We start from the raw sequence: 21,906 nt of genomic DNA on the forward strand, positions 1-21,906 counted from the left end.
GAGCTTACCGAGTTCGCAAACCGAACATCTCGTCCCTAAACTGCAGTCTCGATTCGCGGACACGCGCCGTCACGCTGACGGCCGTGTTGCCGCGTCGATCATGCGACCTTGGGGGCAAAGGCCGTGCGCACGTCCATCATCTGTGTTTCCGCCGTGCTCGCCGCATCCTGCGGCGCTACGCAAGCTGCGGATCTGTCGCGGCCTCCGGACGTCAAAGCCATTCCGGCCTGGAGCTGGACCGGCTTCTATCTCGGCGGCCATCTCGGTGCCGGGTTCGGCACCGCGAAGGTCGACAATCCGTTTGGGCCGTCGATCTACGGCGACACCATGCGCGCACCCAAAGCTCTGGCCGGCCTGCAGGCCGGCTACAACTGGCAAGCTCCCGGCTCGCCCTGGGTGTTTGGTGTCGAAGTCGATGCCTCGGCGATCGACGCCGACGGCACCGACACCTGCCTTGCCTATTCCGGTCAGTTCGTCTCGGCGAACTGCCGCGTGCGCGAGCACATGCTCGGCACCCTCACCGGCCGGCTCGGCCACAGTTTCGGGCCCGACGGGCGCTCGCTGATGTACGTCAAAGGCGGCGGCGCGGTTCTGGTCGGCAACTTCCGGATGACGACCAACGCCTCCGACTATCTCAATCAGCCGGCGGCGGAGCTCGACACCACGCGGTGGGGCTGGACCGTCGGCGCCGGGATCGAATACGCGCTATCGTCGCGCTGGGCGGTGCGCGCCGAATACGACTACGCCAATTTCAGTCACCGCGGAATCGACACGCCCGGCGGCGGCTTTCTGCAGATTCCGTTCGACCCAAAGACCCTGGTCGACACCGCCGGCGCACCAACGCAGGTGCATCAGGACATGCACCTGATCAAGCTCGGGCTGAACTATTACTTCGGCCGCGGCGACGGCGGTTTCGATCAGACGCCGCTGCTGCCGGTGAAAGCGCCTGCGGCCGATCGCTGGTCGGCCTGGCAATTCGAAGTCGGCGCACGCTACTGGTACAGCCACGGCCGCTATCAGAACGATCTGACGCTTAGCACCAACAGCGCGCTCCAGGAGCATCTGGTGTCGCGTCTCACCTACGAGAGCGACGGTCATTCCGGCGAAGTGTTCTGGCGGATCGATGGTCCGCAAAAGCTGTTTCTGAAGGGATTTGCCGGCGGCGGCGGGTTGGTGGCCGGCAAGATGAACGACGAAGACTGGTTCCCCACCGATCAGCAAAACGCCACGGCGTATTCCAACACGGACCACAACAAGGTCACCGGCACAATTGGTTATGCGACGCTCGATGCCGGCATTGATCTGTTCAGCGACACGTTCGGCAAACTCGGCGTGTTCGCCGGCTACAATTTCTACCGCGACCGCAAGGACGCGTTCAATTGCCGCCAGATCGCGCTTGCTGTTCCGACAGCATTCTGCGGGTCGTCGGATGGAATTTCGATCAGCCAGTACGAAGACTGGCACTCGCTGCGGATCGGCGCCAACGGCACTTTGGCTGTCGCGCCGAACACCAAACTGGTCGTCGACGCGGCGTACCTGCCCTACACACATATTTCAGCGCTCGACATCCATCACAACAGGACCGACGTCGCCGACAAGAATTCGCCGGCCTGGGGCAGCGGCCGCGGTGTCCAGCTCGAAGCCATTCTGACGTACGACATCACCTCGAGGTTCAACGTCGGTGTCGGTGGCCGCTACTGGGCGATGTGGGCGACCGACGTCGACACCGCAGGCTTCGGCAGCCCGGTGCCGACCCAGTTGCTGCCGATCCGCGTCGAGCGCTACGGCACCTTCGTACAGGCATCCTACAAGTTCGATCGCTGATTCCGGTCGGGTCGTCTGGCGATTCATCTACCACCTCGCCGGCGGCTCAGCCGCCGGATGGAGGCGAAACAGCCCCTCCGCTCTCATCGCGTACGGCGCCGGCTTGTCCAGCGGCGTGCCGTCGTGCAGTCCGGCGGAGAACACGAGGCAGCAGCATCGGAACGCGCTCTCGATACTGCTGGTAGGTTGCGCCAAATTCGGCGATCAGGTCGCGCTCTTCGAATTGCAGCGCGATCAGGATGTAGATCGTGATGACGACCGCAAACAGCAGATGACCCGCCGTCATCTCGGGCGCCGCCCAGAACACGATCAGGAAGCCGAGCATCAGCGGGTGCCGCACCATCCTGTATAGCAAGGGCGTCCGGAACGCTGGGCGCAAAGGCTCGGTGCCGCGCAGCGCTGAGAAGCTCTGGCGAAGCCCGAACAGATCGAGGTGGTCGATCATGTGGGTCGACGCCAAGACCAAGACCCATCCCAGCCAATACAGCACGACCAGCAGCCAAGCGGCGATGCCGCTGGTGCTCCAGACCACGACCGGAATCGGCCGCCACTGCCAGAACAGCAATAGAAGCAGCAGGCTCGTCAGCAGCACGTAGGTGCTGCGCTGGCACGATGCGGGCAGATGCCTTGCCCACCACTGTTTGAAGCGCTGGCGCGCCATGATGCTGTGCTGGATCGCGAAGAGACCGATCAGTTGCAGATTGATGAGGACGGCCTGGCCCGGACTGGCCGCGCCGCCGACGTCGATCGATTTCGACACCAGCGTGTTGCCGAAAAAGCCGGGCGCGTAGATCATCGAGACGAGGAATACGGCATAGCTCAACAGACCGTAGGTCGGGATCAGGAGGCGTTTGATCATGAGTGCGTTTCCGGTTGGGCCGCCGCGGGCGGCGGCAGGCGATGCGGTCACGACCGCCATTCGACGGCGATCAGCCACGATTGCTACCGCCGCACCGTCCCCTGCCCGTCCCCTCGGCGCGTGCCGGGTCGCACTGAGGCAGCTGTTGTGACCGGATTTCAGCTCCAAACCTTCGGGTTTCCGGAGATCCGCAGCTTCGACGGTTCCGTCAGGCTCAATCTGCGCAAGGGGCTGGCGCTGCTGGTGCATCTCGCAGAAGCGCGCGCAGTTGTGTCCCGCGACGTCGTCGCCACCCTGCTTTGGCCGGACAGCGCCATCGACGTTGCCCGCGCGCGGCTGCGACGTTTGCTGCACCGCATCGAGCAAGCGCTCGGCCAGCCGGTGTTCGAGACCGACCGCACCAGCCTGCGTTGGTCGCCCTCGGTCGAACTCAGCCTCGACACGCAGCTGTTCGAAGCCGCCTGTGAGCGGGGGGATTTCGCGCAAGCCTGCGGCTATTATCACGGCGATTTTCTCGCCGGCTTCGCATTGCCAGATTGCCCCGAGTTTGAGGAGTGGGCGTTCTTCCGCCGCGAGGCACTGCGCGGACGCTACCTGCACGCACTGGAGCGCTTGGTGCAGGACAACAATGCCGCCGGCGATCACGCAGCAGCCGCAGCTCGCGCGACGCGTCTGGTTGAATTAGATCCGCTCAGCGAGATCTACGGCCGCCATCTGATCCGCAGTCTGCTGCTGGCGGGCGACCGGCAGGCTGCGGAACGCCATTACGCAGCGCTGGCCCGACGGCTGCGCGATGAACTCGGGGTGACGCCCGAGACCGAAACCGAGGAGTTGATGCATGAGGCGGCGACGCAGGCCGCTCTCACTATCCCGGCGACGCGCTATGCTGAAGGGGACGGCATCCACTTGGCGTACCAGACCTTCGGCAGCGGCGAGCTCGACATCCTGGTGATGCCGGGGTTCGTCTCGCATGTCGAACGGGTTTGGGAGCATCCGTCGTGCCGGGCCTTTCTCGTTTCGATGATGGCGCTCGGACGGCTGATAATCTTTGACCGCCGCGGCGTCGGGCTGTCCGACCGGGTCGGCTCGGCGCCGAATGTCGACGTCACCGCCGAGGATATCGGCACCGTGCTGCGGGCAGCAGGAGCGCGCCGCGTCGTGCTGTTTGGTGCATCCGAATGCGGGCCGGCCTGCATCAAATTCGCGGTCGATCATCCCCGCCTCGTCGCCGGCCTGATCCTGTTCGGCTCGCTTGCCAAAGGCTGCCGCGCCCCGAACTACCCGTATGCCTTGACGGTCGAGCAGTACGAGGTTTGGCGCCGGCAGCTGATCGGCGCATGGGGCAGCGCAGCCGGCATCGAGACGTTCGGCCCAAGCCTCGCGCACGATGCCAAATCCAAAGCGTGGTGGGCCGGGCTGCTCCGCGCGGCTTCCAGTCCCGGCGGCATCTGGGCCGTGCTGGCAGCTTTACGTGACGCCGATGTCCTCGAGCTGCTGCCCCAACTCACTGTGCCGACCTTGGTGCTACACCGCCGCGGCGACCGTGCCGTCCGGATCGCGGCGGGACGCGACATGGCCGCTCGGATCGCCGGCGCCGAATTTGTCGAGCTCGACGGCGACGACCACTGGTTCTTCGCGGGGGACCAACGTCCGGTGCTCGACGCCATCAGGCCGTTTGTCAGCGGCCTCGTTCGCCGCGCGAATCCGAAGCGGACCAGGCCTCGTCCTTAAAGATTGTTAGTTCGGCTTCATGGATCGCGGCATGGCAAACAAAAATGCCCGGCCATTCGGGCCGGGCATTTTGTCTTCCCCAGTATCGCTCAACCGCGTTGCTCAGGCGCCGTTGAGGAACTTAAGCGGGTCGACCGGAGTCGATCCCTTCCGAATTTCGAAGTGCAGCTGTGGTGAGGACACCTCGCCGCTCTGGCCCGACTTGGCGATCACCTGACCGCGCTTGATGGTCTCGCCGCGCTTCACCATCAGTTCGCTGGCGTGGGCGTAAGCCGAGACGTAGCCGTTGGAATGACGGATCAGCACCAGATTGCCGTAGCCCTTCAGCTCGCTGCCGGCATAGGCAACGACGCCATCTTCGGCGGCCTTCACCGGCGTGCCTTCCGGCACCGACAGGTTGATGCCGTCGTTGGATTTGCCGTTGGTCTTGGCGCCGTAGGCCGCGATCACCCGGCCACGGGCCGGCCAGCGGAAGCTCGGCAGCGCGCCGGTCGCTTCGGCCGCCTTCACCGGCGCGGCTTCAGCGGGGGCAGCGGCTTCCGGCGTTTCGGTCGGCGCAACCATCCGGGCCTTCTGCGGCGGCTCGGCCGGCGCAGTCGGAGCAACATTGGCCATCCGCACCGGCGCAGCCGCCATCGGCGCGGCGGCTGGCGCCTGGATCGGGGGCTGTGCCGGCGCGAGACCAGCGACCTGGGCGCTCGGCACGTTGATCTTCATGCCCGGCTTCAGCTTGGTCGTGGTGGTGAGGTTGTTGTAACGCGCCAGCTCGCCGAGCGAGATGTTGTTGCGGCGCGCGATATTCATCAGCGTGTCGCCGTTGTTGACGTAGTGCACCCGGGCCGGAGCCGGCGCAGCGGTCGCGACCGGACGCGGAGCCGGCGGAGCAGCCACCGGCGCTGCGATCGGCGCCGCGACCTGGGCGGTCGCGGTGGTGCGGCTCGGGATCACCAGCTGCTGACCCGGCTGCAGCCGGCGCGGGCCCTTGTAGCCATTGGCGCGCAGGATCTCGGCGGTCGAGACGTTGTAGCGCTGCGCCAGGATTTCCAGCGTGTCGCTGGTGCCGACGATGATCGTGGTGCCGGGCGCATGCACCGGCGCGGCGGCGGGAGCAGCGGCAGGCATCGGCCGCGCTGCAGCGACCGAGCGCGGCGCCTGCACGGTCCCGGTCTGATCGAGCGGCGCACGCGCCGGCGGTTCGTAGGATGCCACACCGCGACCGCCGCCGGAGAAGCCCCCGCCCCGGTTCGCCACCGGATAGGACGACGGCGCCGTGATCGGCGGCAGCGCCTGCGACTGGTATTGCGGCTGGGACTGGTACTGGGGCCGCGCGTATTGCGGCAGTTCCTGGCGGTGTTGTGGAGGCGCCACCGATCCGGTGGTCTCAACCGGCCCGAACGGGGCCTGTTGAAAGCGTGTCTGCATGTCGGCGCTGCACGCACTGAAACCGACAGACATCAACGCCAGCACCGCCATCTGCGGGGCGCGGCGCGAGCAAAGCAACGCGGCAACGCGGGACATGGTTACTCACTCATACGCAATACGATTGGTAAATTGAGTAAACACCGTGCCAGTAAACAACCGTTTAACCTTGCGAGGAAACCGCTTGTTGACGCTGAGAAATCGAAAAATCCAGCGCGCTCAAAGCTCGCGTGCGGTGCCGCGGAGCGCGGGCACGAAACGGACCTCGCCCAGCACCTTTTGCTCGTCGCCGGTCGGCGTGCGGCGCACACGCAGCAGCTTCTGGCGGCCGTTCGGTGGTCCGACTGGCGCGATCAGAACACCGCCGGGATCGAGTCGCTCGAGCAGCCGCTCGGGCAGCTCGGGGACCGCGGCGGTGACCAGGATTCGGTCGAAGGTGCCGGCGGTCTCCGGCAGATCGAATCCGTCCCCGAACACCACCTCGACATTGCGGCAGCCGATCTCGGCGAGTCGTTTGCGGGCGCGGTCGGCGAGCGTCTTGAAGCGCTCGTAGCTGAGCACGTCCGCCGCGAGTCGCGACAGCACGGCGGCGTGGTAGCCGGAGCCGGTACCGATCTCGAGCACGCGGTCGCGCGGCCGCAGCTCGAGCTGCTCGGTCATGAAGGCGACCACGAACGGCTGGCTGATGGTCTGGCCGCAGGCGATCGGCAGCGCGGTGTCGCGCCAGGCGCCGTCGCGATAATTGGGGTCGACGAACTGGTCGCGCGGCACCGCCTCCATCGTCCGCAGCACCGCCTGATCGCTGATGCCGCGCCGCCGCAGGCTGAGCTGGAACATCATCTTTTCGGGCGGCGGCGCCGCGGGGCTCGGCATTTCGGGTCTCGCGATCGGTCGTGCGCCTCGCCGGTCGGGTTCCAGTTGGCGCGATTCTCAGCAGAGTGTTGGCGTGCGTAACGAAACCTTGCAAGTGCGGAGCGTCACGCACGCGCGCGTCAAGCTTGCAATTGCCAGCGCATCGCTTATTTGCGACGGTGTTCGTTGAAAGCGCCGAAGCTATCGACCGGCGTGCGACAGCACCTTCTCGAGGACATCACCCGATGACGACACCGAGTCCGACCGGCGGCTCCGTTTTCCTGGTCGAGGACGAAGCGATGATCCGCATGATGGTCGTCGACATGCTGGAGGAGCTAGGGTTCTCGGTGGCCGCGGAGACCGGCGAAATCAACGAGGCGCTGCAGCTCGCCGAAGCCACCGAATTCGACATCGCGATCCTCGACGTCAACGTCAACGGCAAGGTGATCTCGCCGGTCGCCGACCTGCTGAAGGCGCGGAACCGCCCCTTCATCTTCGCCACCGGCTACGGGACCCAGGGCGTGCCGGAAGATTATCGCGACCGCCCGGCGCTGCAGAAGCCGTTCCAGATCGAATCGCTGAAGCAGGCCCTCGACGCCACACTGCGCGGCGCGGCGTAGCTGCTGCGTCACTCCGTGCGATCATCCCCGCGTTTGGCTGAGCGACCACGCAGCGCGTCCGTCACGAAGGCATCCTTCGCGGATCTGTAGCGGTCCATCGGTTGCCCATCATGCGCCCGCTTAAGCTCATTGTAGCGTTCTACCAGAGCCGGATCGGCGCGTAGCGCAGCGGCGAACTGGTGAAAAACGTCGAACTCTCCGCCCTTGACGGTGAGCTGGATGCCGAGATGGGGCGTGCAGGCGTCGTCTTCGAAGGCGGCGAATTCGTTGGTCCGCACCGAGCCTGAATTGCGCGCGTACCGGACGGCGAGCGCGGCGTCCGTGACGCGGAAGTCTTCCGCGCTCCACCCGAATGACGATGTCAAGGTCGCCCTTGGTGAGACACCCCGGAACTGAGGTCGCACCAATGTGCAGCAACTCACTGGTGTTGGGCAGGACGGCGATAAGCTGCTGCTTAACTGCAGCAAACAGACGCTCGGCGGCATCGCGGGCGTGGTCATGATCCGCGGCAATGTGGAACCGATCAGGATTGGGCATTTGCATTGACCGCAGGGTAGAAAAAAGCGCTTCGCGCCATGCCCACATGTCCACGCATCCGACCGTCGCTACGCAACGGCGGCCGTGTGCGGCCACGCTTCATCCTCGCCGCTTCGCCTTGTCTCCGCGCCGCGACGTCGAACGCCGCGCCCATTGACCTCGGGCGCCCGATTGATGGGTTTCGCTACGCTCAACCCATCCGGCGCGCGCGATCTCAGGCCAGCGTTTTGGTCAGCGCTGCCGAGAATGTTTCGTCGGTCCGGTCGAGCTTGAGCGGCGTCACCGAGACGAAGTTGGCGGCGAGCGCGGCCAGATCGGTGCCTTCGGCCGGCATGTCTTCGACTTTGATCCGCTCGAAGCCGATCCAGTAATACGGATTGCCGCGGCCGTCGTGACGCTCGTCGATCCGCAGGAAGCCGGGATTGCGCTTGCCCTGCCGCGTCACCACCACGCCCTTGACCTTGTCGGGTGTGCAGGCCGGGAAGTTGATGTTGACCACGGTGTTCTTTGGCACGCCCGCGGCCATCACCTTGCGGATGATGTCGGGCGCATGAGTTCGCGCGGTCTCCCACAGCGGCGCGTTGCGGGTCTCGATGGTGAATTCCTGCGACAGCGCGAACGACGGCAGGCCCAAAATGGTGCCTTCCAGCGCGCCGGCGATCGTGCCGGAATAGACCACGTCCTCGGCGACGTTACGGCCGCGGTTGACGCCCGACAGCACCAGATCCGGCGCCTTGTCCTTGAGGATGAAGCGTGAGCCCATGATCACGCAGTCGGTCGGCGTGCCGCGCACCGCGAAGTGCCGCGGGCCGACTTCGCGCAGCCGCAAGGGATCGTTCAGCGACAGCGAATGCGACACCCCGGACTGGTCGAGCTCGGGCGCCACCACCCAGACGTCGTCCGAGATCGCACGGGCGATCTGTTCGACCGTCTTCAGGCCGGGCGCATGAATGCCGTCGTCGTTGGTGCACAGAATCCGCATGTCGCAGGGCCGCCTCTCTGAAGGTCTTTCTTGGGCCGTCGTCATATCCGGCCCAGCCGCGAGAGGCAAATTCGGCCCCAGCCGGCCGGAATCGTGCGGCGCCCCCAGGGGCAATTGGGCCCCCGGGGGCGCCCGAACGTCACCAGCGCGCGGTGACGCTGCCGAGCACGGTGCGGCCTTGCGTGAAGGTGCAATTGCCCCCGTTGCAGATGCCGACACGCTGGTCGCCAAGATTGCGCGCGTTGACGGCGAACCGCATGCCGCGGAAATCGTAATGCACGCCGGCATCGAACGCGGTGATTGCCGGATTGCGCACGGTATTGATGGAATCCGCCCAGGTTTGGTCTGTCCAGCGCACACCGGCGCCCAGACCGAAGCCGGCGAGCGCGCCGGTCTGCCACGTATAATCCATGAACAGCGCCGCCTGCTGGGTCGGCACACCGATCGGGACCTTGCCGAGATCGACGTCATTGCTGCGCGTCACCTCGGCACTGGTGTAGCTGTACGACGCGATCCCCTTGAGCCCCTCCGCGAGCGACAGCACGGCCTCCAATTCCGTGCCGCGCGACCGGATCTGACCGGTCTGCACCGAATACATCGCGCCGAACACCGGATCGACCGTCAGCACATTGTCCTTGGTCAGGTTGAACCAGGTCGCGGTGAAATAGCTATTCCAGCCGCGCGGCTGATACTTGATGCCGGCCTCGATCGACTCGCCGGTGGTCGGCGCGAACGGCGATGCACCCCGCCCCGGCGCCGTGGTTCCGGCCTGCGGCAGGAACGACGTCGCGTAGTTGACGTAAGGCGCGACGCCGCTGTCGAACAGATACAGAAGCCCGGCGCGCCCGGTGAAGCGATCCGGCTTGCTGTCGGTGGTCGTGCTCGACAGTTCGTTGTACTGCGACAGCTCGGAGAAATCTTGCCGGCCGCCGATCGTCAGCCGCCAGCCGCCGAGCGCGAGCTGATCCTGTACATAGAGGCCGAGTTGCCCGAGCGTCTGCCGATTGGCAGCGGCCAGCGACAATGCTGAGGTCGGAAATCCGACGCCGATCACCGGATTGGTCAGGTCCAGCGGCGGGGCCGTCCCGACCGAGTAGCCGAAATTCGTCGCCTGCCGGAAATAATCGACACCCGCCAGCACGGTGTGCCTGATCGGCCCGGTCACCAGCTTGGCTTCGATCTGGCTGTCGATGGCGAACGTGTTCAGGGTTTCCTTGAAATTGGACGCATAGCGGTTGAGCGTGCGTCCGTCGTCCGACAGGCCGAGCCCGTCGATCATGTCGCCGTCGAGCCGCGCATGGCCGATGCGCACGTTCTGCCTGAACGTCAGCGCCGGATTGAAGCGATGCTCCAGCCGGTAGCCGACCGATGCCTGCGATATCTTCAGCGCATCGAACGCGGGATCGCCGAGCCGGATGTTGGTGGCCTGCCCGGTGATCGGGTTCGGCATGTAGTACGGCCACATCGAGGCCTTGCTGTGCGTGTACTCAGACAGAATGGTGAGGGTCGTATCCTCGCCCAGCTTCGCGGTGACGCTCGGTGCGAGGAAGACGCGGTCGTCCCAGGTGCCGGGGATCTGCGTGCCGCTGTCGCGCACCAGGCCGGTGAAGCGATACAGCAGGTCGTCATGGCCGGGCACCGGCCCGCTGAAATCGAACCGCCCCTGATAGCGGTTGAAATTGCCGACGTCGAAGCCGGCTTCGTTGAGCCGATACGGAAGCGGCATCTTGCTGACGTAGTTCACCAGCCCGCCGGCGTCGTTGGCACCGTACAGCACCGACGATGGCCCACGCAGCACCTCGATGCGTTCGGCGCCGTACGGCTCGTTGCGGAAGTACGCGTAGAGGCCGTTACCCTGGCGCAGACCATCGCGATAATTGCCGTATTGCGTCGACGAAAAGCCGCGGATCATGAACTGATCATAGCGTGCGTCGTAGCCGAACGGCTGGGTCTGCACGCCGGCCGTATAAGCCAGCGCCTCGCCGACCGTGCGAGCGCCAGTGTCGCGGATCTGGTCCTGGGTCACGACTGAGACCGACTGCGAACTTTCGATCAGCGGCGTATTGGTCTTGGTGCCGGTGGCACTGCCAGATGCGACGAAGCCATTGACCGGTCCGGTCGCGCTCGACAGCGTGGTGGCGGAGGCTGGCACGATCGCAGCCGGAGGCTGAGCAGGCGTCACGCGTTGCGTGGTGCGGCGCTGCTGCGTGGCGGTCGAACGGCGATCAGCGCGTACGGTTCGCGCCTGCGCCGCCTTCGGCGCATCGACCGTCACCGACGGCAGGCTCGTCTGAGCATGCCCCTCTCGGCTCAAGCAGCCATCGATGATCAACAAACTACAGCTCGCGAGCGCAACCTTTCGCGATATTTGCCAACCCGGCATTCCAAGTCCCCAGCTGTAACAACTGGAAACGGCTTATGGGGGGCGAGGCGCTCTGGAACAATTTGAATGGGTCCAAACAGGACAGCGACGTCGACACGCATTACTTGGAAAATCCGCGATAATTGGCCATAGCAAGCGCGTAGACGCTTGGCGCAGCGTACTGTTCGAACTATTCTAATTATTTCCGGATGCGCGTGTTGCCGTACGGTCCGGAAAGTAGCGCACGACGCGTTTTGCAATCAGTTTTAGAGGCAGAGGCCGAGCATCCGCACTGTGCAATCCCGTGCGGCGGAAGGTTTCGGCAGCTGCTTGCTCCAAGTGGCCGGCGGCTCGGCCGCGGCCTTGGAGCTGGCGGTCGATTTCGCCGGTTGCTTGCCCGAGGATTTAGCCGGCGGCTTTGCCTTCGGCTTCGGCTTCTCGTCGCCGCCCGCGATCACCATCGCCCAATAGGTCCGGCCGCTCGCGCTCGACCGGACGCTGGCGACGCCGACCTTAGAAGCCCCCTTCAGCAGCAGATTGGCGCGATGGCCGGGCGAGTTGATCCACTGCTTCAGCGTGTTGGGAAAATCCGGATAGCCGTAGGCGATGTTCTCGGCGGCGCGCGACACCTTGGCCGGCGCAACGCGCGAGGTGAAGGAGCCGCCGGCCTCGTGGCTCAGGACGTCCTTCGACGCCATCGCGACCGCCTGCCGCTGCGCGATCGCATTTAGCGTCGCGTCCATCACCACCTTGCCCTCGCCGTTCTTGGCGCGGAAATCGGAGATCATTTCGGCGGGGCCGGCGGCGAAGGCGGGCAGCACAGAAACTGAAGCGAAGAAGGTCACCGCAAATATCAGCGTCATGGCGAGCGCAGCGAAGCAATCCAGAGCTCGGTGCACGGAGCTGGATTGCTTCGCGGAGCCTGTCATCGGGCGACGCTTTGCGCCGACCGGTTGGCTCGCGATGACGGAGAGAGACATCAGCCTTACGCCTTCGCGATCACTTTCAGCCCGCCCATGTAGGGCTGCAGCACGTCGGGGACGGCGATCGAGCCGTCTTCCTGCTGATAATTCTCGATCACCGCGATCAGCGCACGACCGACTGCGGTGCCTGAGCCGTTCAGGGTGTGAACGAAACGCGGCTTGCCATCCGGGCCGCGCGAGCGCGCGTCCATGCGGCGGGCCTGGAAGTCACCGCACACCGAGCACGAGGAGATTTCGCGGTACGCACCGCCTTCGCCCTGCCCCGGCATCCAGACTTCGATGTCGTAGGTCTTCTGCGACGCAAAGCCCATGTCGCCGGTGCACAGCGTCATCACGCGATAATGCAGACCCAGTCGGCGCAGCACTTCCTCGGCGCAGGACAGCATCCGCTCGTGCTCGTCCTTGGATTGCTCCGGCGTGGTGATCGACACCAACTCGACCTTGGTGAACTGATGCTGCCGGATGATGCCGCGGGTATCCCGCCCCGCCGCCCCTGCTTCCGCGCGGAAGCACGGCGTCAGCGCGGTGAGCCGCATCGGCAGCTCTTTTTCGTCGAGGATGGACTCGCGCACGAGGTTCGTCAGCGAGACTTCGGCGGTGGGGATGAGCCAGTAGCCCTCGCCGCCGCTGCCGATTGCGCCGGCGGCAAACTGATCCTCGCGAAACTTCGGCAACTGCGCGGTACCGAACATCGCGTCGTCTTTGACCAGCAGCGGCGGATTGACTTCGGTGTAACCGTGGTCGCCGGTGTGGACGTCGAGGAAGAACTGGCCGATCGCGCGCTCGAGCCGAGCGAGGCCCTTCTTCAGCACGGTGAAGCGCGCACCCGAGAGCTTGGCCGCGGCTTCGAAGTCCATCATGCCGAGGGCTTCGCCGAGGTCGTAATGCGGTTTCGGCGTGAAGCTGTAGCTCGGCTTCTCGCCGAAGCGATGATGTTCGACATTGCCGTGCTCGTCGGCGCCTTCGGGCACCTCAGGCAGCGGCAGGTTCGGGATCTCCGACAGCGCTTTTTTCAGCGCCTCATCGGCCTCCTTCACCGCAGCGTCGAGCGCCGGCATCGTGGTCTTCAGCTCGGTGACCTCGGCCATCAGCGCGTCGGCGCGGGCGTTGTCTTTGGCCTTCTTGGCGTCGCCGATCTCCTTCGACGCCGCATTGCGCCGCGCCTGCGCCTGCTCGGCGGCCTGCACCGCGGCGCGGCGGGCTTCGTCGAGCTTGATCAGGCTATCGGCGATCGGCGCCAGACCGCGCCTCGTGAACGCCGCGTCGAAGGCCTGCGGATTGTCGCGGATCGCTTTGATGTCGTGCATGGAATCGCCTCGTCATGGCCGGGCCCGTCCCGGCCATTTCCGTTTTGCGGAGCAACGTCTGTAGAAGACGGCAATGCCCGGCACAAGGCCGGGCACGGCAACGGAGACAGCTCAGAACTGCCAGCTCAACAGGCCGCGGACCTGGTCGCGCCGGCCCCGCTCGCCGCGCTGGGCGGCGTACGATAGTCCGGCCCGGGCCTGCGGACCGAGCTGCAGATCGAAGCCGCATTCGACCAGCGCAGTGTCGCGATCGAGCGGCACGCCGGCGACCGTGAACGGCTCGCCAGTGCTGCGAAACGCCAGATCCGCGATCGGAGCCGCCGCGCCGAACGCATGCTGCCACGACGCCGCCAGCCGCGGCATCGCCACCAGACCGGGCGACAACGTGAAGCTGGTGGTCAGCCGGCCGCCCAGCGTCGAAAAGCCAACGTCGTCGTTGCGGCTGGTCCCCGCCAGCGCGGTGATGCCGCCACCTTCTGTGAACGCGTCGCGATGCAGATGCACCAGCGCCAGCCCACCGAACGGCTCGGCAACGGCCTGCCCGACCGGCACGCGGTAGCCGATCTCGCCGAACGCCTGCGCGGTGGTGGCATCGTAGCGGGCACCGGCGATGTCGGTGATGCCGGGAAAACTCACCGAGCGGCTGGTCGACAGCGTGCTGAAGCTGGCGGCGGCGGCCGCACGCAACCGCCAGGGGCCAGCTTCCCCCGAGGCGTAGCCGGCGAGATGCGCAGTATCGATATCGGCGGAACTGGCGCGGTCGCGGACCGTGACGGTGGAGCTTGTTGTGCCGCCCGCGAGGCCGACCTTCCAGCCGGAGCCGAAGCGATAATCGACGCCGCTGACGAAGCCTGCGACCGAGCTGGTCGCCTCCGCCGCATTGCCGTCGCTGCCGTTGCGGCCCCAGGTGCCGATGCCCTGCGCCCAGACGCTGGGGCCGGTGGCGAGCACCGTGTCGGCGCCCCCGGTCTGCCGCATCCGCCCGAGCACCGCCTCGCGCAGGAGCAGGCTGTCGTCGAGCAGCGCGGATTGGGCGTTGGCATGAACTTCGCCGGATAGCGCATCGAACGCGCGCGGCGCCCCAGCGGTGGATTGCGTGGCGATCAGCAGGCCAAGCCCGCTCGCTGCCGGGCCGGCGTCGAGCGCATTGGCGACCGCGGCCTGATTAGCACTGGTCGCCAGGCTGGCGAACGGAACGGCGTTGCGGGTCAGCGTCAGCGTCACCGCGTTGGCCGAGGTGCTCAACGACGCGTCGAGGAACGGCAGATCGTCGGTCACCGCGCTCGCGAAACTGCCGGTGATGCCACCGGCCGCGGTGAGGATCGGATAGGCCTGGCCGAGGATCGGGCTGTGCCCGATCAGACCGGCGATGACGGTGCCGCCCGACAGGTTCGCCGCGCCGCCGACCTGGATCAGATCCGCGGTGCTCCCCTCGACCTGGGCGAAGTAAGCGGCGCCGGCCGACACGTTGAGATTGCCGGAGACTTGAATGGTGCCGACCGAATGACCGGGCGACACGATCGAGCCGCCACGCAGATCGAGCGAGCCGAACGTGCCGGTTCCGCCGAGCCAGCCGGCGTTGGTGAAGGCGCCGCCACCGCTGAAGCTGCCGTCGACCACGCCGGCATTGTACACGGTGCCGTCGTTACTCAGCGCGCCGGTGAACGTGCCGGTCCGGCCGACGACGAAGCTCGCCCCGGAGGCGACCCACAGCGGCCCGAGCAGACTGCCGCTGAGGCCGAGCGTGCTGCCGCTCTGGACCCGAGTGCCGCCGGTGTAAGTGTTGGCCCCCGCCAGCACCAGCGTGCCGGTACCAGCCAGCGTCAATCCACCTGGGCCGGAGATGTCATTGCTCCAGACGTCGAACGCGTTAAGGCCGCCTTGCGACGCGTCCATCGTCACGGTGACGTTGCTGCGGAACGCGCCGTAGCCGCCGCCCGCCGCATACAGATTGAGCCGCGCCCAGCCGGTGCCGTTGTCGAGCGGACCACCCGACGGCAGTTCCGTGGTGGCGAGGATCTCGTCGAGCTGAGCGGTCGTCAGATACGGATAGCGCGTCGCGATCAGATAGTGCGCTTCCTCCGGCACCACGGGCGCAAGATCGGTCGGTCCGACCGACGGCAGATCGTAGGTCAGGAAATGCCGATAAGCCTGCGCCTGCTGCTGATAGCTCGTGGCCGTCGGGATCACGCCGCCGCTGAGGCACGCGACCAGATTGGCGCAGGCCGCGGCGTAAGGCGAACTGCCACCGCTGCCGAGATAGGTCTGCATGTCGTTTCTCAGCGACGGCAAAAGCGTCGTGTTGAAATCGGCCGAGGCGTACAGCGGATTGCCGGCCAGCATGTTGGCGGTGACGTAGGTCGCCATGATCCGGCCTCCGATTACGTCAAGCGGATAGTGCGCCGCATAGACGTTGAGGTCGTAGGAGAACTGCGCCGCCGCCATGACGAACTGCTGATAATAGCCCGGCGCCAGGATCGCGAACGGCACCGCGTTGGAGGTCGCCAGCATCGTATGGGCGCTTGGGAAATCGCCGACGTTGGAGTCGCCGAGTACCCAATTGATCTTGTACGCGCCCGGCGTCTGCTGGTTCTGCCACGCCAGATACGACGAATTCTGCGGTGTAAACGGATTGTTCAAGATCGCCGCGGAGACCTGATAAGGCGGCGGGTTGCCATAGCTGTCGGTCTGGCCGGGCAGATAGCCATAGGCGTTGCCGTAGACGTCGGTGGTGCCGAAGTATGGCTTCATCGCGACGATCTGATTGCTGCCGATGATCGCGGCTTCCATCTTCAAGATGGAGGGCGGCAGCGTCGGCGCGGTCGGAATGCCTTGCGCATTGTAGCCGTAGGCGGGATTGCCCGGGAACGCGCGCAGCAGCACGTTGGCAGGCACCGCGGGCAGGATCAGCACGGTACCTGCGGCGATCTTCTCGGCTTGGGTCGAGTTCAGATAGATCTCGACCTGCTTGGCGAGATTGGCGTCGAGCACCGCCCGCCCCTGCGCGGTCGACGGCAGGCTGTTGAACGGCGCCAGCAGTGCTTCCTGATCGGCGGCCTGCAGCGCGCAAATCCCCGTGCAACTCGGCTGCTGGGCGAGCGCCAGAGGCGGCGCTGTGATCGTAGTGATCAACGTCAGCGTCAGGAGGATCGTATCTCGGAATTTGCGCATAGGATGACCGATCGTCCGGCGAACGGGCCGACCGACGAAAGGCCTCGCTGCACGCGCGAGCATGCGTTCGATTCGGAAAACCGCGCAATGCTGACCGGGTTACCAGCCCTGCCCGACACGGCCGCCGAAGCAGCAACTAACAATCACGAGCGGGTTTAGGCTCAGGCCGCCGGTGTCGAGGAGTCGGTGCTCGAGTTGGCGCTAGCGTCGGCGGCGGCACGCTTCTTCTCGACCATCGACACCGCGATGATGGAGCCCTCGTACAGCAGCAGCAGCGGAATCGCGAGCGAGGCCTGGCTGATCACATCGGGCGGCGTCAGCACCGCGGCGATGATGAAGGCGCCGACGATGAAATAGCGCCGCTTCTCCTTGAGCTGCTTGGCGGTGAGCACGCCGATCCGCCCGAGCAGCGTCAGGATCACCGGCAGCTGGAACGCCAGGCCGAACGCGAAGATCAGCGACATCATCAGCGACAGATACTCGCCGACCTTGGGCAGCAGCTGGATCTGCGCGGTCTCAGCGCCGCCCATCTGCTGCATGCCGAGCGAGAACCGCACCAGCATCGGCAGCACCAGGAAGTACACCACCAGCGAGCCGAGCAGGAAGAAGCCCGGGGTCGCGATCAGGTAAGGCACGAAGGCGTTGCGCTCGTGCTTGTAGAGGCCCGGCGCGACGAACTTGTAGATCTGGGTGGCGATGATCGGAAACGAAATGAAGCCGGCGCCGAACATCGCCAGCTTGAGCTGGGTGAGGAAGTATTCGAGCAGCGCGGTGTAGATGAACTTGGAGTTCTCCGGCCCCGCGACCCAGACGAACGGCCAGACCAGCACGTTGTAGATCTGCTTGGCGAAGAAGAAGCAGAAGATGAACGCGACGCCGAAGCCGAGCAGCGCCTTGATCAGCCGCGACCGCAGCTCGATCAGGTGGTCCATCAGCGGCGCCTTGGAAGCCTCGATATCCTCGGCACTCATGACGCTTTCGCGTCCTTGGCGGGTTCGGGATGGGCGAGATCCGGCGGCGCGGCATCAGGCGTGGCAAGCGCATGGGTTTCGGCAGCGACCGGCAGGTTCGCCGGCTCGGTGGCCTGCGCCTCGCGCACGATCGCCAGCGGCTCGGACGCCGCCGCATCGTGCTGGGTCGCCTCGACGAAGGTCTCTGGTGTCGGCTGCGCCGGCGTCGTCGGCTCGGTCGGCGGGGTATCGATGTTGGTGGCCTTGTCGAGCGCCATGGCGTCGGTGACCTGGCTCGACAGCTTGGTGAGCATGTTGTTGGTCGACAGCCCGCTGGTGGCTTCCTTGACCTCGTCGAACGACTTCTTGAGGTCGGCCATCTCGGCCTCGCGCATCGCTTCCTGGAACTGCCCCTGGAATTCGGTGGCGAGCCGGCGCGCCTTGCCCATCCACTGCCCGACCGTGCGCAGCACGCCCGGCAGTTCCTTGGGGCCGATCGCGATCAGCGCGACCACCCCGATCACCATCAGTTCACTCCACCCGATGTCGAACATGAAACGTGCCGACTATGCCTCAATGCGCCCGCGCAACCGCCGGGACGCTTACGGGCGCGCCCCGCCGTCCCCGCGATGCGCTCACCCTTGGGTCATCCGGCGGCGCGTGCCGTCGCCGGATCAAGCGGCCCCGGCGCGGCGATGCCGCACGGGGCTCGAAGACGGATCAGGCGCGTTGCGACCGCGCTTCAGACCGCCTTGCTGCCGACGTCGGTGCGGTTGGTCGCGCCGGGCGTCGAGGTGTGGTCGATCGACTTCACCGGCTCGGACTTTTCGGCCGTCTTTTCATCGTCCTGCAAGCCCTTCTTGAAGGACTTGATGCCCTGGGCGACGTCGCCCATCAGGTCCGAAATCTTGCCACGACCAAACAGCAGCAGGACGACCGCGATAACGACGATCCAGTGCCAGATACTGAGTGAACCCATCCTGCCTTCTCCCGAAACTCGACCGGCGCGCCAGCCCTATTCACTTGCGAAGCTAGGTGAAAGAGCCGCCCGAAACAAGGATTTAAGCTGTCGCAACGGCGAGTTGATCGCCGCTGATCCAGTTCCTTTCGAGGCGTAGCGCCGACTTACTGGTGCTGATCATCCTCGCCGTGGGCGTCATGCTCGGCGTCCTCGTCGGAGCCTTCCGACTCAGCGGTATCGAGTTCCGGAGCATCGGTCTGGTCGGTGTCGTCTTCCCGGGCTTCGAGGTCGTCAGACGCGACCTCGTCCGCCTCGGCGACGACGTCCTCATCCTGATCATCCGACGCAACCAGTTCCACTTCCACGGTCTCGATCTCGATGCTGACGTCCTCCTCGGCATCGAAATCGCCAGCGTCAGCCTGCTCGGCTTCCAGCTCGCCATCGTCGACTTCGGCGGCGTCTTCGATCTCGCCGGTCTCGTCGGCCTCCTCGGTCTCGGCGAAGCCGGTTTCAGCCTCGGCCTCATCGTCAGAGGTCTCGGCAAAGCCGGTCTCGACCGGTTCGGCGTCGTCATCCGCGGTCTCGGCGAAACCGACCTCCGGCGCGATCGCATCCTGCTCAGCGGCTTCGGCAACGCCCAGCTCGGACTCACCGGTCTCCGCGGTGCCCGTGGTCTCGGTGGTCGCCGACGCGGCAGCTTCGGCGGTCGCGGCTTCGCCCTCCAAATCCAGCTCGGGGTCGGCTTGCGGCGCCAGCGCCAGATCGAGATCACCGGGCTCGAGCGGGTCTTCGTCTTCGCGCAGCGCCGGATCGTCCGACGGCGTCGGCACGCTGAAGCCGGTCGGCAGGCGGGTGTCGAGCAGGCCGGTACCCTTGAGTTCTTCGAGCCCCGGCAGGTCGGTGAGCGACTCCAGGCTGAACTGCGACAGGAACGCTTCGGTAGTGCCGAAGGTCAGCGGCCGCCCCGGTGTCTTGCGACGGCCGCGCGGCTTGATCCAACCGGTCTCCAGCAGCACATCGAGCGTACCCTTCGAAGTCGCCACGCCGCGGATCTCTTCGATCTCAACCCGGGTGATCGGCTGGTGATAGGCGATGATCGCCAGCATCTCGATCGCGGCACGCGACAGCTTCCGTGTCTCGGTGGACTCGCGCGTCATCAGCCAGGCGAGATCGCCGGCGGTGCGGAACGTCCACTTGTTGGCAATGCGGACGAGATTCACGCCGCGACCGGCGTAGTCCTCCTGCAACTGCTTCAGCGCGACCTTGACGTCCACGCCTTCGGGCATGCGCTTGGCAAGCGCAGCCTGATCGAGCGGCTCAGGGGACGCGAACAGCAGGGCTTCGAGCAGACGCAGCTCCTCGGGCCGGGACTGCGGCTGCTGTTCGGCGCTGTCATCAGCGAGATGTTCGACCGGCTGTTCGAACTCCACGATGCGCTTCTCCGCCAGACTTGCCATGGCTCGGTCTCCTTCTTCCACTACCCGACCGGAGCATCCGGTAAGGCTGCCGCTTCCATCGCTGGAGACGGCGGACGCTTACGAAAATACAAAGGCGCCAAGGGGCCCGACTGATGCAGCTCGACCTCGCCCTCGCGCACCAATTCGAGCGCGGCCGCAAAGCTCGACGCCAGCACGGTGGCGCGCTGGGTCGGATCGGGCATGTAGCGCAGCAAATATTCGTCGAGCCGGCTCCAATCCTCGGCGAGCCCGACCAGGCGCTCCAGCGACGCGCGCGCTTCGCTCAGCGACCACACCGTGCGCTTGGCGAGATGCACGGTGGTGAGCACGCGCGACTGGCGCTGCGACGCGTAGGCACTGAGCAGGTCATACAGCGTCGCCGTGAATTTCGGATGTTTGATCTCGGCGATCTCTTCGACCTGACCGCGCGGAAAGATGTCGCGATTGAGCTGGGCGCGGGTCATCAGCCTGTTGGCGGCTTCGCGGATCGCTTCGAGGCGGCGCAGCCGGTTGGCCAGCGCGTTCGCCATGTCTTCGGCGCTCGGACCTTCCTGGGCCGGCGGCTCCGGCAGCAGCAGGCGCGACTTCAGGAAGGCGAGCCACGCCGCCATCACCAGATAGTCGGCGGCGAGTTCGAGCCGGATCTTCCGCGCTTCTTCGATGAACAGCAGATACTGATCGGCGAGCGCCAGGATCGAGATCTTGTGCAGGTCGACCTTCTGCTGCCGCGCCAGCGTGAGCAGCAGATCGAGCGGGCCTTCATAGCCCTCGACGTCGATGACGAGCGCGTCGTCCTGGTCGGTCTGCTGCTCGACAGGCCGGCCAGTCTCGAATTGCAGAATCTCAGCGGTCATGCGCCCACCTTTGCGCGGCCGATCAATGCGTCGAGTTCGGCACGCGCCGCCGCGCGGTCGAACGGCTGGGGAGCATGGCGGGCGGCCAGCGCCGCCTCGGCGCGTGCCAGCGCCCTGCCCTGAAGCTCCGGAGTCTCGACCACCACCTGGCGCATCTCGTCGAGCTTGCCATTGCAATGCAGGACGACGTCGCAGCCCGCCGCGACGATCGCGCGGGTGCGCTCGGCGATGCTGCCGGCCAGCGCGTTCATCGAGACGTCGTCGCTCATCAGCAATCCTTGGAACCCGATCGATTCGCGAATCACCCGGTCGATGATTGTCGCAGAAGTGGTCGCGGGTTGGGCGGCATCGAGCGCGCTAAACACAACATGTGCAGTCATCGCCATCGGCAGATCCGCGAGCGGCCGGAACGCGGCGAAGTCGGTGCGGTCGAGTTCCTCGCGCGCCGTGTCGACCATCGGCAGGCGATGATGACTGTCGGCGGTGGCCCGGCCATGACCGGGGATATGCTTGAGCACCGGCAGCACGCCGCCCTGCGCCAGGCCGTCGGTGACGGCGCGGGCGATCGCCGCGACCTTGTCCGGGCTGGTGCCGTAGGCGCGGTCACCGATCACCGCGTCGGCGCCCGCGATCGGCACGTCGGCCAGCGGCAAGCAGTCGACGGTGATGCCGAGCGCGGCGAGATCGTCCGCAATCAGCCGGGCGCTCAGCCGCGCCGCGGTCAACCCGGCCTCGGGATCGACGTCGTAGAGCGTGGAGAAAACTGCGCCCGGCGGATACACCGGCCAATGCGGCGGTCCGAGCCGCTGCACCCGGCCGCCTTCCTGGTCGATCAGGACCGGCGCATCCGGGAAACCTACGGTTCCACGCAATTCCTCAACCAGCGCTTTGACTTGCGCCGGATTGTCGACATTACGCTTGAACAGGATGAAGCCCCAGGGACGAGATTCGCGGAGAAATCCGCGCTCATCGTCGCTGAGGCTTAAGCCGGCAATACCGGTGATGAAAGCGCGCGGTGCCATACATGGCCGCTTAGC

General features: G+C 65.9%; 19 protein-coding genes. 4 read left to right on the forward strand and 15 right to left on the reverse strand.

What is annotated here, in order from left to right:
- Nucleotides 1-123 precede the first annotated feature (123 nt).
- A complete protein-coding gene (locus VRZ08_RS01580; RefSeq protein WP_414531372.1) occupies nt 124-1,824 on the forward strand; it encodes an outer membrane protein in 1,701 nt (566 codons plus the stop codon).
- Nucleotides 1,825-1,870: 46 nt separating this feature from the next.
- Here VRZ08_RS01580 and mddA read toward each other — a convergent pair whose 3' ends face one another.
- Nucleotides 1,871-2,683: a methanethiol S-methyltransferase gene (gene mddA, locus VRZ08_RS01585; RefSeq protein ID WP_414531516.1), complete on the reverse strand. Its 813-nt coding sequence runs from the start codon at nt 2,681-2,683 to the stop codon at nt 1,871-1,873.
- A 147-nt stretch (nt 2,684-2,830) separates the two neighbouring features.
- Between mddA and VRZ08_RS01590 the strand changes: the two genes are divergently transcribed.
- The gene (locus tag VRZ08_RS01590; protein WP_414531373.1) at nt 2,831-4,414 is read left to right on the forward strand and encodes an alpha/beta fold hydrolase; all 1,584 of its coding nucleotides are present in this window, start codon (nt 2,831-2,833) and stop codon (nt 4,412-4,414) included.
- 102 nt (nt 4,415-4,516) lie between these two features.
- Here VRZ08_RS01590 and VRZ08_RS01595 read toward each other — a convergent pair whose 3' ends face one another.
- Both VRZ08_RS01595 and VRZ08_RS01600 read right to left on the reverse strand, forming a co-directional pair.
- Nucleotides 4,517-5,932: a peptidoglycan DD-metalloendopeptidase family protein gene (locus VRZ08_RS01595; RefSeq protein ID WP_414531374.1), complete on the reverse strand. Its 1,416-nt coding sequence runs from the start codon at nt 5,930-5,932 to the stop codon at nt 4,517-4,519.
- A gap of 120 nt (nt 5,933-6,052) precedes the next feature.
- On the reverse strand, nt 6,053-6,706 hold the full coding sequence (locus tag VRZ08_RS01600; protein WP_414531375.1) for a protein-L-isoaspartate(D-aspartate) O-methyltransferase: 654 nt from the start codon (nt 6,704-6,706) through the stop codon (nt 6,053-6,055).
- 224 nt (nt 6,707-6,930) lie between these two features.
- Between VRZ08_RS01600 and VRZ08_RS01605 the strand changes: the two genes are divergently transcribed.
- Nucleotides 6,931-7,305 carry a response regulator gene (locus VRZ08_RS01605; RefSeq protein ID WP_011158390.1) on the forward strand — a complete coding sequence of 125 codons (375 nt, stop codon included), beginning with the start codon at nt 6,931-6,933 and terminating at the stop codon, nt 7,303-7,305.
- Between the two features lie 126 nt (nt 7,306-7,431).
- Here VRZ08_RS01605 and VRZ08_RS01610 read toward each other — a convergent pair whose 3' ends face one another.
- Complete coding sequence (locus VRZ08_RS01610) at nt 7,432-7,776, reverse strand: GrpB family protein (RefSeq protein ID WP_414531517.1); 345 nt, start codon at nt 7,774-7,776, stop codon at nt 7,432-7,434.
- Between VRZ08_RS01610 and VRZ08_RS01615 the strand changes: the two genes are divergently transcribed.
- Nucleotides 7,714-7,851, forward strand: a complete 138-nt coding sequence (locus VRZ08_RS01615) for a hypothetical protein (protein ID WP_414531520.1) — start codon at nt 7,714-7,716, stop codon at nt 7,849-7,851. The two genes, VRZ08_RS01610 and VRZ08_RS01615, sit on opposite strands and share 63 nt — an antisense overlap.
- 205 nt (nt 7,852-8,056) lie before the next feature.
- Here VRZ08_RS01615 and surE read toward each other — a convergent pair whose 3' ends face one another.
- The 11 genes from surE to nagZ all read right to left on the reverse strand — a co-directional run bounded on the left by surE (nt 8,057) and on the right by nagZ (nt 21,891).
- Nucleotides 8,057-8,824: a 5'/3'-nucleotidase SurE gene (surE, locus tag VRZ08_RS01620; RefSeq protein ID WP_164633577.1), complete on the reverse strand. Its 768-nt coding sequence runs from the start codon at nt 8,822-8,824 to the stop codon at nt 8,057-8,059.
- Between the two features lie 139 nt (nt 8,825-8,963).
- Nucleotides 8,964-11,099, reverse strand: a complete 2,136-nt coding sequence (locus tag VRZ08_RS01625; protein WP_414531376.1) for a TonB-dependent siderophore receptor — start codon at nt 11,097-11,099, stop codon at nt 8,964-8,966.
- A gap of 353 nt (nt 11,100-11,452) precedes the next feature.
- Nucleotides 11,453-12,049: a CAP domain-containing protein gene (locus VRZ08_RS01630; protein WP_264073585.1), complete on the reverse strand. Its 597-nt coding sequence runs from the start codon at nt 12,047-12,049 to the stop codon at nt 11,453-11,455.
- A gap of 122 nt (nt 12,050-12,171) precedes the next feature.
- Nucleotides 12,172-13,476, reverse strand: coding sequence for a serine--tRNA ligase (gene serS, locus VRZ08_RS01635; RefSeq protein ID WP_414531377.1), 1,305 nt, complete (start codon nt 13,474-13,476; stop codon nt 12,172-12,174).
- A gap of 111 nt (nt 13,477-13,587) precedes the next feature.
- Nucleotides 13,588-16,647, reverse strand: a complete 3,060-nt coding sequence (locus tag VRZ08_RS01640; RefSeq protein ID WP_414531378.1) for an autotransporter domain-containing protein — start codon at nt 16,645-16,647, stop codon at nt 13,588-13,590.
- Nucleotides 16,648-16,808: 161 nt separating this feature from the next.
- Nucleotides 16,809-17,618, reverse strand: a complete 810-nt coding sequence (gene tatC / locus VRZ08_RS01645) for a twin-arginine translocase subunit TatC (RefSeq protein WP_264073588.1) — start codon at nt 17,616-17,618, stop codon at nt 16,809-16,811.
- A complete protein-coding gene (gene tatB, locus VRZ08_RS01650) occupies nt 17,615-18,151 on the reverse strand; it encodes a Sec-independent protein translocase protein TatB (protein WP_107355850.1) in 537 nt (178 codons plus the stop codon). The genes tatC and tatB overlap by 4 nt, the downstream gene beginning before the upstream one ends.
- Before the next feature lie 188 nt (nt 18,152-18,339).
- A complete protein-coding gene (locus tag VRZ08_RS01655; protein ID WP_011158398.1) occupies nt 18,340-18,576 on the reverse strand; it encodes a twin-arginine translocase TatA/TatE family subunit in 237 nt (78 codons plus the stop codon).
- Between the two features lie 146 nt (nt 18,577-18,722).
- Nucleotides 18,723-20,015, reverse strand: coding sequence for an SMC-Scp complex subunit ScpB (gene scpB / locus VRZ08_RS01660; RefSeq protein WP_414531379.1), 1,293 nt, complete (start codon nt 20,013-20,015; stop codon nt 18,723-18,725).
- A 20-nt stretch (nt 20,016-20,035) separates the two neighbouring features.
- A complete protein-coding gene (locus VRZ08_RS01665; protein ID WP_107355852.1) occupies nt 20,036-20,869 on the reverse strand; it encodes a segregation and condensation protein A in 834 nt (277 codons plus the stop codon).
- Nucleotides 20,866-21,891, reverse strand: a complete 1,026-nt coding sequence (nagZ, locus tag VRZ08_RS01670; protein ID WP_414531380.1) for a beta-N-acetylhexosaminidase — start codon at nt 21,889-21,891, stop codon at nt 20,866-20,868. Before nagZ ends, VRZ08_RS01665 begins: the two co-directional genes overlap by 4 nt.
- Between the last annotated feature and the right edge of the window lie 15 nt (nt 21,892-21,906).

This window comes from Rhodopseudomonas sp. G2_2311 (assembly GCF_047501505.1).
Taxonomy (GTDB): domain Bacteria; phylum Pseudomonadota; class Alphaproteobacteria; order Rhizobiales; family Xanthobacteraceae; genus Rhodopseudomonas; species Rhodopseudomonas palustris_H.